At 72.2% G+C, this 12920-nt stretch carries 11 protein-coding genes and 2 pseudogenes; 10 read left to right on the top strand and 3 right to left on the bottom strand.

The genetic code is table 11. The features are described from left to right. Positions 1-19 precede the first annotated feature (19 nt). Positions 20-1816 carry an AMP-dependent synthetase/ligase gene (locus tag ACLF5H_RS19125; RefSeq protein ID WP_421677218.1) on the bottom strand — a complete coding sequence of 599 codons (1797 nt, stop codon included), beginning with the start codon at positions 1814-1816 and terminating at the stop codon, positions 20-22. A gap of 298 nt (positions 1817-2114) precedes the next feature. Between ACLF5H_RS19125 and ACLF5H_RS19120 the strand changes: the two genes are divergently transcribed. The 6 genes and pseudogenes from ACLF5H_RS19120 (at position 2115) to ACLF5H_RS19095 (ending at position 7202) form a co-directional block, all read left to right on the top strand. Beyond that, the gene (locus ACLF5H_RS19120) at positions 2115-2912 is read left to right on the top strand and encodes a metallophosphoesterase family protein (RefSeq protein WP_421677217.1); all 798 of its coding nucleotides are present in this window, start codon (positions 2115-2117) and stop codon (positions 2910-2912) included. A 111-nt stretch (positions 2913-3023) separates the two neighbouring features. Further along, positions 3024-3461, top strand: coding sequence for an SRPBCC family protein (locus ACLF5H_RS19115; RefSeq protein WP_421677216.1), 438 nt, complete (start codon positions 3024-3026; stop codon positions 3459-3461). 55 nt (positions 3462-3516) lie between these two features. Further along, positions 3517-4723: pseudogene (locus ACLF5H_RS19110) on the top strand (ArsA family ATPase). A gap of 63 nt (positions 4724-4786) precedes the next feature. Next, positions 4787-5305 carry a DUF5304 domain-containing protein gene (locus tag ACLF5H_RS19105; protein WP_421677215.1) on the top strand — a complete coding sequence of 173 codons (519 nt, stop codon included), beginning with the start codon at positions 4787-4789 and terminating at the stop codon, positions 5303-5305. 66 nt (positions 5306-5371) lie between these two features. After that, positions 5372-6325 (top strand): ROK family glucokinase, encoded by a 954-nt coding sequence (locus ACLF5H_RS19100; protein ID WP_037653011.1) that lies wholly within the window; start codon positions 5372-5374, stop codon positions 6323-6325. Between the two features lie 100 nt (positions 6326-6425). Then, on the top strand, positions 6426-7202 hold the full coding sequence (locus ACLF5H_RS19095) for an endonuclease/exonuclease/phosphatase family protein (protein ID WP_421677214.1): 777 nt from the start codon (positions 6426-6428) through the stop codon (positions 7200-7202). Between the two features lie 86 nt (positions 7203-7288). Here ACLF5H_RS19095 and ACLF5H_RS19090 read toward each other — a convergent pair whose 3' ends face one another. Together ACLF5H_RS19090 and ACLF5H_RS19085 are read right to left on the bottom strand one after the other, a co-directional pair. Further along, the gene (locus tag ACLF5H_RS19090; RefSeq protein ID WP_421677213.1) at positions 7289-7927 is read right to left on the bottom strand and encodes a hypothetical protein; all 639 of its coding nucleotides are present in this window, start codon (positions 7925-7927) and stop codon (positions 7289-7291) included. After that, positions 7920-8699 (bottom strand): alpha/beta hydrolase, encoded by a 780-nt coding sequence (locus tag ACLF5H_RS19085; protein ID WP_421677212.1) that lies wholly within the window; start codon positions 8697-8699, stop codon positions 7920-7922. The genes ACLF5H_RS19090 and ACLF5H_RS19085 overlap by 8 nt, the downstream gene beginning before the upstream one ends. 188 nt (positions 8700-8887) lie before the next feature. Between ACLF5H_RS19085 and ACLF5H_RS19080 the strand changes: the two genes are divergently transcribed. The 4 genes and pseudogenes from ACLF5H_RS19080 (at position 8888) to ACLF5H_RS19065 (ending at position 12869) form a co-directional block, all read left to right on the top strand. Then, positions 8888-9667, top strand: a complete 780-nt coding sequence (locus tag ACLF5H_RS19080) for a lysophospholipid acyltransferase family protein (RefSeq protein ID WP_421677271.1) — start codon at positions 8888-8890, stop codon at positions 9665-9667. A gap of 39 nt (positions 9668-9706) precedes the next feature. After that, positions 9707-11010 (top strand): annotated as a pseudogene (gene macS, locus ACLF5H_RS19075) (MacS family sensor histidine kinase). Beyond that, positions 11007-11684 carry a response regulator gene (locus ACLF5H_RS19070; RefSeq protein ID WP_421677211.1) on the top strand — a complete coding sequence of 226 codons (678 nt, stop codon included), beginning with the start codon at positions 11007-11009 and terminating at the stop codon, positions 11682-11684. The pseudogene macS and the gene ACLF5H_RS19070 overlap by 4 nt, the downstream one beginning before the upstream one ends. 156 nt (positions 11685-11840) lie before the next feature. Next, positions 11841-12869 (top strand): 6-phosphofructokinase, encoded by a 1029-nt coding sequence (locus ACLF5H_RS19065; protein ID WP_421677210.1) that lies wholly within the window; start codon positions 11841-11843, stop codon positions 12867-12869. Positions 12870-12920 lie beyond the last annotated feature (51 nt).

Genomic DNA, 12920 nt, shown 5'->3' with positions numbered 1-12920 from the left:
GGCGTCAGGGGCGGTCGGCCTACTTCGCGTAGATCGCCTCGATGTCGTCCGCGTAGTCCTTGGCCACCACGTTCCGCTTGAGCTTCAGCGACGGGGTGAGGTGGCCCGAGTCCTCCGTGAACTGGGACGCGAGGATGCGGAACTTGCGCACCGACTCGGCCTTGGACACCGCCGCGTTGCCGTCGTTCACGGCCTCCTGGATCGCGGCGTTCAGATCCGGGTCGTCGCGCAGGGACGCCGCGGTGGCACCCGCCGGCTTGCCGTGCTCGGCGGCCCAGCGCGCGAGGAACTCCTCGTCCAGGGTGATCAGCGCGCCGACGAACGGCCGCCCGTCACCGACCACCATGCACTCCGCGACCAGCGCGTGCGCGCGAATACGGTCCTCGATCACCGCGGGGGCCACGTTCTTGCCGCCCGCCGTGACGATGATCTCCTTCTTGCGGCCGGTGATCCGCAGATAACCGTCCTCGTCCAGGGTGCCGATGTCCCCGGTGTGGAACCACCCGTCGGCCAGCGCCTCCGCCGTCGCGCCCGGGTTGTTCCAGTACTCCTTGAACAGGTGCTCGCCGTGCAGCAGCACCTCGCCGTCGTCCGCTATCCGCACCACGGAGCCGGGCAGCGGCTGACCCACGGTGCCGATCTTCTGCCGGTCCCACGGGTTGAACGCGGTCGCCGCGCAGGACTCGGTCAGGCCGTACCCCTCCAGCACCGTGAAGCCGATGCCCCGGAAGAAGTGGCCGAGCCGCTCGCCCAGCGGGGCGCCGCCGGAGATGGCGTACTCGCCCCGGCCGCCGAGGACCGCGCGCAGCTTGCCGTAGACCAGCTTGTCGAAGACCTTGTGCTTGATCTTCAGCCCCAACGACGGCCCGGACGCGGTGTCCAGGGCCTTGCTGTACGCGATCGCGGCGTCGGCCGCCTTGTCGAAGACGCCACCCTTGCCGTCCGCCTGCGCCTTGGCGCGCGCGGAGTTGTAGACCTTCTCGAAGACCCGCGGCACACCGAGGATCAACGTCGGCCGGAACGCGGCCAGTTCATCGGTGAGGTGCTTGATGTCCGGGACGCAGCCCAGCTTGATGGGCGCCATCATCGGCGCGATCTGCACCAGCCGGCCGAAGACATGGGCCAGCGGCAGGAAGAGCAGCACCGAGCACTCGCCGGTGCGGAACAGCGGACGCAGCCGCTCCACGATGTTGCCGCACTCCGCGAAGAAGCTGCGGTGGGTGAGCACACAGCCCTTGGGGCGGCCGGTGGTGCCGCTGGTGTAGACGATGGTGGCCGGGTCGTCGGCGCAGGCGAGCGAGGAGCGCTCGTCCACCGTCTCCTCCGACACGTCCTGGCCGAGCCGCTCCAGCTCCTCGATCGCGCCGGCCTCGATCTGCCAGACGTTCTTCAGCGCGGGCAGCGTCTCGCGCACGGCCTCCACGGCGGCCGCGTGCGCGTCCAGTTCCACGACGCAGGCGGTCGCGCCCGAGTCGGAGAGGATCCACTGCACCTGCTCGGGCGAGCTGGTCTCGTACACCGGCACGGTCACCGCGCCCGCGCTCCAGATGGCGAAGTCGAGGAGCGTCCACTCGTAGCGCGTCCGGGACATCAGGCCCACCCGGTCGCCCGGCTGCACCCCGGCGGCGATGAGTCCCTTGGCCGCGGTGTGCACCTCGGCGAGGAACTGCCGGGCCGTCACGTCCTGCCAGGTGCCGCCGGACTTGCGGGCGATCACGGCGACGTCGGGATGCTGCGCGGCGTTTCTGCGGACGATGTCGGTCAGGTTTCCGTCCGCAGGGACCTCGTACAAGGCCGGAAGGCTGAACTCGCGCAAGACTGCTGCTCCTCATAGGGCGCCGGCGCCACGACGTTGTGTGATGCGACGGTGCGGTCCAAGGCTCGGGCTGGTGCTCGGGGCTACCGGTGGCTGAAACCCAGAGCACGACTGGACTGCCCGGACGTTACCCGTCGGTATGCGGTTCCCGACAGGGGGTCCCGGCCAGATGTTCGCTGCGTCACACACGATGGCGTTCCTTCGCGCACAGTAGTCCACGGCCTCTCCGACCGGCGAGTAACCGCAGGCCACGAGCGGGACTGTTCACCTGCGGCACACACGCCTACGCTTGATCGCCATGGCATCCACACCCCCTCGAAGCAGCCGCCACCGCGTCCATGTGGTCAGCGATGTGCACGGCAACGCCCGGGACCTGGCGCGGGCCGGCGAGGGTGCCGATGCCCTGATCTGCCTGGGTGACCTGGTGCTCTTCCTCGACTACGCCGACCACTCGCGCGGCATCTTCCCCGACCTGTTCGGGAAGGAGAACGCCGACCGCATCGTGGAGCTGCGCACCGCCCGGCGCTTCGAGGAGGCCCGGGCCTTCGGCGCCGAGCTGTGGGGCGGGATCGAGGGCGACCGCTTCACCGCCATCGAGAAGGCGGTGCGCAAGCAGTACGCCGAACTCTTCGCCGCGTTCCCCACCCCGACGTACGCCACCTACGGCAATGTCGACATGCCGCAGCTGTGGCCGGAATACGCCGGTCCCGGCGTCACCGTCCTGGACGCGCGGCGGGTGGAGATCGGCGGCTGGACGTTCGGCTTCGTCGGCGGCGGGCTGCGCACGCCCATGCGGACGCCGTACGAGATCTCCGACGAGGAGTACGCCGCGAAGATCGAGGCGGTCGGCGAGGTCGACGTGCTGTGCACACACATCCCGCCGGAGGTGCCGGAGTTGGTGTACGACACCGTCGCGCGCCGTTTCGAGCGGGGGAGCCGGGCGCTGCTGGACGCCATCCGGCGCACCCGGCCCCGGTATTCGCTCTTCGGGCATGTCCACCAGCCGCTGGCGCGCAGGATGCGGATCGGGGCGACGGAGTGTGTGAACGTGGGGCACTTCGCGAGCAGCGGGCGGCCGTGGGCCCTTCAGTGGTGACGGGGCGCGGGCGGGGCCGAGGCGGGCGCACGGTAGCCTTCACGCTGCACACACGTGCGCAGCAGCGCACGGCAAGAGTCTCTTCGGTCCGCATCTGGAGGAGCCACGGCGATGGCGGAACACACCAGTTCGAGCATCACGATCGAGGCGGCTCCGGCCGACGTCATGGCGGTGATCGCCGACTTCGCCCGCTACCCGGACTGGACCGGTGAGGTGAAGGAGGCGGAGGTCCTCAAGACCGACGAGCGGGGGCGTGCCCAGGAGGTACGGCTCGTCATGGACGCCGGCGCGATCAAGGACGACCAGACGCTGGCGTACACCTGGGCCGGTGACAACGAGGTCTCCTGGACGCTGGTCAAGTCCCAGATGCTGCGCTCCCTCGACGGGTCCTACCTGCTGGCACCGGCGGGTCGGAGCGGCACGGAGGTCACGTACCGGCTCACCGTCGACGTCAAGATCCCCATGCTCGGCATGATCAAGCGCAAGGCGGAGAAGGTCATCATCGACCGCGCCCTCGCGGGCCTGAAGAAGCGCGTCGAGACCCCCTGACGCAGGTCCCCTCACCGCGACACCCCCCACGGGGTGTCCGTTACCGTTCGGACTCATGCGGACCATCCTGATCACGGGGCCCGGTGGCGGCGGGCGGACGACCGTCGCCGCCGCCACCGCGCTGCGCGCCGCCCGCGAGGGCAGCCGGACCTTGTTGCTGAGCGCGGAGCGCCCGGACACCCCCGGCGCCGCGCTGGGGACGCCGACCGCCCGGCGCCGCGCTGGGGACGCCGACCGGGGCCCGGCCCGTGGAGATCGCGCCCCGGCTCACCGCCTGGCGCCCCGACGCCGCCGCCGGGTTCCGCCGGGACCTCGCCGAGTTCCAGCAGCGCGCCGCCGGTGTCCTCGATCTGCTCGGCGCCTCCCGCCTGGACGCCGAGGAGGTCACCCCGCTGCCCGGCGCCGAGGAACTGACGTTCCTGCGCGCACTGCGCGACGCCGCGCTCTCCGAGCGGTACGACCTTCTCGTCGTGGACCTGCCGCCCCTGCCGGGGGCCCTCGCGCTGCTCGCCCTCCCCGAGGAACTGCGCCGCTACCTGCGCCGCCTGCTGCCCCCCGAGCGCCAGGCCGCCCGCGCCCTGCGTCCCGTGCTCGGCAGGCTCGCCGGTGTCCCCATGCCCGCCGACTGGCTGTACGAGACGGCAGGCCGCTGGGACGTGGAGCTGGCCGCCGTGGAGGCCGTGCTCACCGACCGCGACACCGCCGTACGCCTCGTCGCCGAACCCACCCCCGCCGCCGTGGACGCCCTGCGCACCGCCCGGCTCGGCCTCGCCCTGCGCGGGCTGCGCACCGAGGCCCTCGTCGCCAACCGCGTCCTGCCCGACACCACCCCCGACACCTGGCTCGCGGGCCTGGTCGCCCAGCAGCGCAAGGCGCTCCGGGAGTGGCAGGGCGAGGAGGGGTGCGAGGTGCACACCGTGCCGCACCTCGGCCGCGACCCCGGCTCCCCGGAGGACCTCGCCGCCCTCGCCGTACCCGCCGTCACCGGCACGGACCGCCCCGTCGAGTGGCCCGTCGCCGACCGGATCGCCGAGGACGGGGTGCTGGTCTGGCACATCCCGCTGCCCGGCGCCATACGGGAGGAACTCGATCTGATCCGGCGCGGCGACGAACTCGTGATCACCGCGAGCGCCTTCCGGCGGATCGTCTCCCTGCCCTCCGCGCTGCGCCGCTGCACCGTCTCCGGCGCCGGGCTGCGCGAGGGCGAGCTGCGGGTGCGCTTCGCCCCGGACCCCGGCCTGTGGCCCGCCGCCGCACGGTGAACGGGCCACGGCTGTTCGGGTAACGTCGTATACGTAAGGGCGTACCGCAGTCAGGAGTCCGCCATGAGCGAAGAGCGCCCCGCCGAACCGCACGAGGAGCCGCGGGTGAGTGACGCCGACGCCGATGCCTGGGCCACGGCCTGCGCCGAGGACCTGGAGGCCGAGAAGGCCCGCCGCCGCACCACCTACGGGCCGCCCCCCGGTTCCGCCGCCGAAGAACTGAAGAAGCTCGTGGACTCGGTGGCCGAGAAGCTGTCCGGCCTCCAGTCCCCCCTCGGTGCCCTCGCCGGACCCGCCGCCCAGCAGATGGTCAAGCAGGTCGTCCAGCAGGCGAAGGCCGCCGTCGAACCCGTCATGGAGCGCAACCCCGGCGTCTTCGACCACCTCGCCGCCGCCGGCGGTGAACTGCTCGCCGCCTACCGCTCCGCCGTCCAGTCCCAGGAACGGCGCTGGACCGCCGGTCCGGACGACGTCGCGGACGAGTGGCGCAAGGAGCGCCCGGACGAGCGCGCGGACGACGGCGGCAAGGGCCGCGACCGGGGCGAGGGCACCGGCTCCGGAGAGCGCATCGACCTGGACTGAAGCCCTCGCCCGCAAGGGCCTCGGGTACGGTTGGCCGTAGCGGGGCTCGACCGAACTGAGGGATTCATGGGACTCACCATCGGCGTCGACATCGGCGGCACAAAGATCGCGGCCGGCGTGGTCGACGAGGAAGGCAACATCCTCTCGACCTTCAAGGTGCCGACCCCCACCACGCCCGAGGCCATCGTGGACGCCATCGCCTCCGCGGTGGAGGGCGCGCGTGCCGGGCACGAGATCGTCGGCGTGGGCATCGGTGCGGCCGGTTACGTCAACCGGCAGCGCTCCACCGTCTACTTCGCCCCCAACATCGACTGGCGCAACGAGCCGCTCAAGGAAAAGGTCGAGGCCCGCACCGGCCTCCCCGTCGTGGTCGAGAACGACGCCAACGCCGCCGCCTGGGGCGAGTACAAGTTCGGCGCGGGCAAGGGCCACCGCAACGTCATCTGCATCACCCTCGGCACCGGCCTCGGCGGCGGCATCATCATCGGCAACAAGCTGCGCCGCGGCCACTTCGGCGTGGCCGCCGAGTTCGGCCACATCCGGATGGTGCCGGACGGCCTGCTGTGCGGCTGCGGCTCGCAGGGCTGCTGGGAGCAGTACGCCTCCGGGCGCGCCCTGGTCCGGTACGCCAAGCAGCGCGCCAACGCCACCCCCGAGAACGCGGAGGTGCTGCTCTCGCTCGGCGACGGCACCCCGGACGGCATCGAGGGCAAGCACATCTCCATGGCCGCCCGGCAGGGCGACCCGGTGGCCGTCGACTCCTACCGCGAGCTGGCCCGCTGGGCCGGCGCCGGACTCGCCGACCTGGCCTCCCTCTTCGACCCGTCCGCCTTCATCGTCGGCGGCGGCCTCTCCGACGAGGGCGAGCTGGTCCTCGACCCGATCCGCAAGTCGTACAAGCGGTGGCTGGTGGGCGGGAACTGGCGTCCCGTCGCCGATGTGATCGCGGCGCAGCTCGGCAACAAGGCGGGCATGGTCGGCGCGGCGGACCTGGCCCGTGAGCCCGACCCGATCATGTAGCGATCACCTGTGAGGGGAGCGGCCGCGCCCGTCTCGGGGCGCGGCGGCCACCGTGAACCGGCTGCCGCGCACCCGCACCTCTGGGCGTACATTGATCCACATGGCGCCGCTCCCCAACTCCCACACGGAACCCGATGGTTCAGCCGTCGTCCGCGTGCTGAGCTACAACATCCGCTCCCTGCGCGACGACACCGACGCCCTCGCCCGGGTGATCACCGCCTGCGCGCCCGACCTGGTCCTCATCCAGGAGGCGCCCCGGTTCTTCCGCTGGCGCAAGAAGCTCGCGCGGCTCGCCGGGGCCAGTGGCCTCGTCGTCCTCACCGGCGGCGGCACCACCGCGGGCCCCGCGATCCTGTGCTCGCTGCGCGCCACCGTGGAGCGCGCCGAGGACATCCTGCTGCCGCTCACCCCCGGTCTGCACCGGCGCGGTCTCGCCACCGCGGTGGTCCGCTTCGGCGCGGCGAGGCTCGGGGTGATCAGCTGTCATCTCAGCCTCGACGGCACCGAGCGGTACGCCCAGGGCGGGCTGCTGCTCGACCGGCTCGACGGACTCGGTGCGGAGCACGCCCTGGTGGGCGGCGATCTGAACGAGGGCCCCGACGGCCGCACCTTCGCCCTGCTCGCCGGTGCCCTTCAGGACTGCCGGGCGGTGGCTCCCTGGGGCGGCGAGGAGACCTGGACGCGGAGCGCACCGGCGCGGCGTATCGACGCGGTGTTCGCCACCAAGGGCATCGAGGTCCTCGGCTGCGGGGTCCCCGAGGACCTGCCGGGCGTCACCCGCGCCGACCTGGCCGCCGCCACGGACCACCTCCCGGTCCTGGCCGCCCTGCGCATCCCGGCCACCGAACAGGAGCCCGGGCCCGGTCAAGCCCGTTAGCCCCGGTCAAGCTCTCTGGCCCCGGTCAAGCCCCTTGGCCCCGGTCAAACCCTCTGGCCCCGGCCCCGATCAGACCCGGGCTTCGGCTAGACCACGGCCCCCCGGCCCGGATCGTCGTCCTCGTCCTCGTCCGTCCGCATCCGCGCCACCAGCGTCGCGAAGCCGCCGAGGAAGCCGCCGATGCCGAGGGTCGTCAGCCACCAGGTCATGTCCCAGCCGAGCAGCACCGCCAGCAGCAGCAGGATCGGCCCGCCGACCACGCCGAGCCAGGCGAACTTGGACGTGGTGTCGCCGGTGTCCAGCGGCGGCGGCTCGGGCGGCACGAAGTGGCCCTCGTCGTCCTCGTCGAAGTCGTCCTCGGACGGCTCCGGCGCACGGTGGTCGCGGGGGCCGACGCCGGGCGCGAAGGAGACGGAGCTGCCCAGCGGCCGGGCGGGCCGCGGCTCCTCCCCCTCCTTCTTCTTGCCGTCGTCCTTCTTGCCGTCCTCGCCCTCGTGCGCCGCGGCGTCCTTCTCCAACTGCTCCAGCAGCGCGTCCTTCTCCAGCAGCGCGAGGTCCTCGACCGGCTTGAAGGGCTTGCTGCCCGGCGGGTCCGGCGGCTCCTCGCCGTATCCGGCCACGATGGCCCGCCAGGCGGCGTCCTCGTCGAAACGCAGCCCGTTCTCCTCCGGCTCCCGGTCCTCCCGGTCCTCTCGGCCCTCGGGACCCGGGTCGTGCTCAGCCAACTGCGGCCGTCCCTTCCTTGCCCGGAATCGGTGCGAGCCGGCCGATGAAACCGAGGCTCTCCTCGAAGATCCGGTCCGCTTCCACATCCAACGTCGCGACGTGGTAGCTGTGTTCCAGCACGATCTCCCGGACCTCGGCGGACGAGATCCGCTCCAGCACCCGGGCCGAGTCGACGGCCGGTACGACATGGTCCTGGGCGCTGCGCAGCAGCAGCAGCGGCTGGCCGATCCGGGGCAGCTCGCCGTCAAGCCGGCGCAGGAACCGGCGCAGCGAGTGCGCCGCGTGCAGCGGCACCCGGTCGTAACCCGTCTCGGCCACGCCGTCCTTGGCGATGTCGCTGGCGATGCCCTTGGTGGACCGCACCAGGTGCCGGGCCACCGGCAGGGCGTACGCGGACAGGCCATGGACCTTGTTCGCCGGGTTGACGACGACCACGCCGCTGATCCGCTCGCCGTGCAGGGCGGCCAGCCGCAGCGCGAGAGCGCCGCCCATCGACAGGCCCGCGACGAACACCTGGGAACAGCGCTCGGACAGCAGCCGCAGCTCGCGGTCCACCTCCGCGTACCAGTCCTGCCAGCCCGTGAGCTGCATGTCCTCCCAGCGCGTGCCGTGCCCAGGCAGCAGGGGCAGCGACACCGTCAGGCCGTGCGCGGCGTGGTGCTCCGCCCAGGGGCGCAGTGACTGCGGAGAGCCGGTGAAGCCGTGACAGAAGAGGACGCCCACCTCGCCGCCGGAGTGGCGGTACGGCTCGGCTCCAGGGAGAACCGGCACCTTCGACGCTCCTGTTCCTGGGGGAAGGGCCCCGCCGCCGTCCGGCCGGGGCGTGGAGAGAACACGCGGATGTGCTTCACCGTACGCGACCGCACGGACACCGACCAGGGCCGTCGGGTGCTTTGACGGTCCAGGGGGTTAAGGTCTGTTCGACGGAAACGGGAGGCACACGGGTGTTGTACGGCACGATGAAGGTCGCCATCGGAGGGCCGCTGAAGCTCGCCTTCAGGCCCTGGGTGGAGGGCCTGGAGAACATTCCGGCCGAGGGGGCGGCCATCCTGGCCAGCAACCACCTGTCCTTCTCGGACTCGTTCTTCCTGCCGACGATGCTCGACCGCAAGGTCACCTTCATCGCGAAGGCCGAGTACTTCACCACGCCTGGGGTGAAGGGCCGGCTCACCGCCGCCTTCTTCAAGGGCGTCGGCCAGCTCCCGGTGGACCGCTCCGGGGCGCGCGGCGCCGGTGAGGCCGCGATCAAGAGCGGAATCGAGGTGCTGGAGCGCGGCGAGCTGTTCGGCATCTACCCGGAGGGCACCCGCTCGCCCGACGGCCGGCTCTACCGGGGCAAGCCCGGGGGCCTTGCCCGGGTGGCGCTCGCGACCGGTGCCCCGGTGATCCCGGTGGCGATGATCGACACCGAGAAGATCCAGCCGCCCGGCAAGGTGATGCCGAAGCTGATGCGGCCCGGCATCCGCATCGGCAAGCCCCTCGACTTCAGCCGCTACCAGGGCATGGAGCACGACCGCTTCGTCCTGCGCGCGCTGACCGACGAGGTCATGTACGAGATCATGAAGCTCTCCGGCCAGGAGTACGTCGACATGTACGCGACCGCCGCCAAGCGGCAGCTCGCGGAGGCGGCGAAGGCGGCCAAGGAAGCCGACAAGGCGGAGAAGGAAGCGGAGAAGGAAGCGGAGAGGGCGGAAAAGGCCAAGGAGGCCGAGAAGGCCAAGGAAGCGGAGAGCAAGTAGCCGCACGCAGTTCACGGGTTTTACGGGGGGGCGCGGGGGATGGCCGGGCGCGAGCGCGTGCTGAGGATGTCGGTGGAGCTGCCGCTGTGGCGCGCGCTCGCCGGGTACCGCGTGCTGACCATGCTGTACGCGCTCGGCCTGTGCGTCACCTCGTACGACCAGTTCACCCGTCCGTGGATCGCGATCGGCTACGACGCCGTGCTCGCCGTCTGGACCCTCGCCACCCTGCCCCGGGTGCGCGGCGCGGCCAGCTGCACCAAGGGCTTCCTCGCCGCCGACCTGACCATCGCCCTCGCCGGTGTCCTGCTCACCGCGTTCGCCGACAGCCATCAGCGGATCGCGGGCGGCCCCACCCTGCCGACGATATGGACCGGCGGCGCCGTCCTCGCCTTCGCGGTCAAGGGCGGTTGGCGCTGGGCCGCCGTCGCCTCCACGGTGGTGGCCGCCGCCAACCTGGTCGAGCGCGGCCAGCTCGCGCGGGACACCCTGCACAGCCTGATCCTCGTCTGGGTGGCCTCCATCGGCATCGGCTACGTCGTGGAGGTGGCCCGCGCCTCCGAACGCACCCTCGCCCGCGCCCTGGAGATCCAGGCCGCGACCCGGGAACGGGAGCGGCTGGCCCGGGACATCCACGACAGCGTGCTCCAGGTCCTCGCGATGGTGAAGCGGCGCGGCACCGCCCTCGGCGGCGAGGCGGCCGAACTGGGCAGGCTGGCCGGGGAGCAGGAGGTGGCCCTGCGCACCCTGGTCGCCGGCGGCCTGCTCCCGGTCGCCCGGACCGCCGGGGACACCGCCGTACCCGACGCGCGCACAACGACCCCGGCGTACGGCGAGAACCCGGACGGCGAAAACCCGGACGGCGACGGCCCGGACGACGGCGGCCCGGTCGATCTGCGCGTCCTCCTCGCGCCGTTCGCCCGCGACGGGGTGAGCCTGGCCGAGCCCGGCGCCCCGGTGCCGCTGCCGCCGGCCGCCGCCCGCCCGGCGCCCCGGTGCCGCTGCCGCCGGCCGCCGCCCGGGAGCTGGCCGCAGCCGTCGGCGCCGCCCTGGACAATGTGCGCGGGCACGCCGGTGCGGGCGCGCGGGCCTGGATCCTGGTCGAGGACGAACCGGCGGACATCCTCGTCACCGTCCGGGACGACGGACCCGGCATCCCCGAGGGACGGCTCGCCGAGGCCGAGGGCGAGGGGCGGCTCGGCGTCGCCCAGTCCATCCGGGGCAGACTGCGCGACCTCGGCGGCAGCGCCGAGCTGATCTCGGTGCCCGGCCAGGGCACGGAGGTCGAACTGAAGGTACCGAAGGGCGCCCTGGCGGCGCGGGGGAAGAAGGCGGGGCGGCGATGACACAGCGGCAGGATCCGATCAGGGTCATGGTGGTGGACGATCACCCCATGTGGCGCGACGCGGTCGCCCGGGACCTGGCCGAGTCCGGCTTCGAGGTGGTCGCCACCGCGGGCGACGGCGAACAGGCCGTGCGCCGCGCCAAGGCCGCCGATCCCGAGGTGCTGGTCCTGGACCTCAACCTGCCCGCCAAGCCCGGCGTCCAGGTGTGCAAGGAACTGGTCGCGCACAACCCGGCGTTGCGTGTCCTGGTGCTGTCCGCGAGCGGGGAGCACGCCGATGTCCTGGAGGCGGTGAAGTCCGGCGCGACCGGCTATCTGCTGAAGTCCGCGTCCACCGGCGAACTGCTGGACGCGGTGCGCCGTACGGCCGTCGGCGACGCGGTGTTCACGCCGGGCCTCGCCGGACTGGTCCTCGGCGAGTACCGGCGCCTGGCCGCCGAACCGGTGCCCGCGCCCGACGCCGGCGCCCCGGGCGCGCCCCGGCTGACCGAGCGGGAGACGGAGGTGCTGCGGCTGGTCGCCAAGGGCCTGAGCTACAAGCAGATCGCCGAACGCCTCGTCATCTCCCACCGCACGGTGCAGAACCATGTGCAGAACACCCTCGGCAAGCTCCAACTCCACAACCGTGTCGAGCTGGTGAGGTACGCGATCGAACGCGGCCTCGACGAGGAGTAGCGCCCGGCACATCCGCCGCACCGGCCCCGACTCCCGCGGGCGTGCCCCGACTGCCATGGAAATCCCCCCGATTCACCCGTACCGCCTCTCCCGATGTGACACGCATCACCATTAGCGTGACAAAGCGTCAGGCACTGCGGGTGAAGGGACATTTCCATGCGGGTCGGAGTACTGACCGGAGGCGGCGACTGCCCCGGGCTCAACGCCGTCATCCGAGGCATCGTGCGCAAGGGCGTGCAGAGTTACGACTACGAGTTCATCGGGTTCCGGGACGGCTGGCGGGGCCCCCTCGAAGGCCGCTCCGTCCGCCTCGACATCCCCGCCGTGCGCGGCATCCTGCCCCGCGGCGGCACCATCCTCGGCTCCTCCAGGACCAACCCCCTCAAGATCGAGGGCGGCATTCGCCGGATCAAGGACAACCTCGCCAAGCAGGAGGTCGAGGCGCTGATCGCGATCGGCGGCGAGGACACCCTCGGGGTGGCCGCCCGGCTGTCCGACGAGTACGGCGTGCCGTGCGTCGGCGTGCCCAAGACCATCGACAACGACCTGTCCGCCACCGACTACACCTTCGGCTTCGACACCGCCGTCAACATCGCGACCGAGGCCATCGACCGGCTGCACACCACCGCCGAGTCCCATATGCGGGTCCTGGTCTGCGAGGTGATGGGCCGGCACGCCGGCTGGATCGCCCTGCACTCGGGCCTCGCCGGCGGCGCCAACGTCATCCTCATCCCCGAGCAGCGCTTCGACCTCGACCAGGTGTGCGCCTGGATCACCTCGCGCTTCAAGGCGTCGTACGCCCCGATCGTGGTGGTCGCCGAGGGCGCGATGCCCAAGGACGGCGAGATGGTGCTCAAGGACCAGTCGCTGGACTCCTTCGGGCATGTGCGGCTGTCCGGGGTCGGCGAGTGGCTGGCCAAGGAGATCGAGAAGCGCACCGGCAACGAGGCCCGCACCACCGTCCTCGGGCACATCCAGCGCGGCGGCACCCCCAGCGCCTTCGACCGCTGGCTCGCCACCCGCTTCGGGCTGCACGCCGTGGACTGCGTGCGCGACGGCGACTTCGGCAAGATGGTCGCCCTGCGCGGCACCGACGTCGTGCGCGTGCCCCTCGCCGAGGCGACCGCCAAGCTGAAGACGGTCGACCCGAAGCTGTACGAGGAGGTCGGGGTGTTCTTCGGCTGAGACCGGGCGAGCGCACCGGGCTGTGGGCCGGACACCCGGCCCACAGCCCGG

The sequence above is a fragment of the Streptomyces sp. LaBMicrA B280 genome (genome assembly GCF_049222185.1).
Taxonomy (GTDB): Bacteria; Actinomycetota; Actinomycetes; order Streptomycetales; family Streptomycetaceae; genus Streptomyces; species Streptomyces murinus.
Note: the sequence above shows the minus strand (reverse complement) of the source record. Positions and strands in the feature narration are given on the sequence as shown.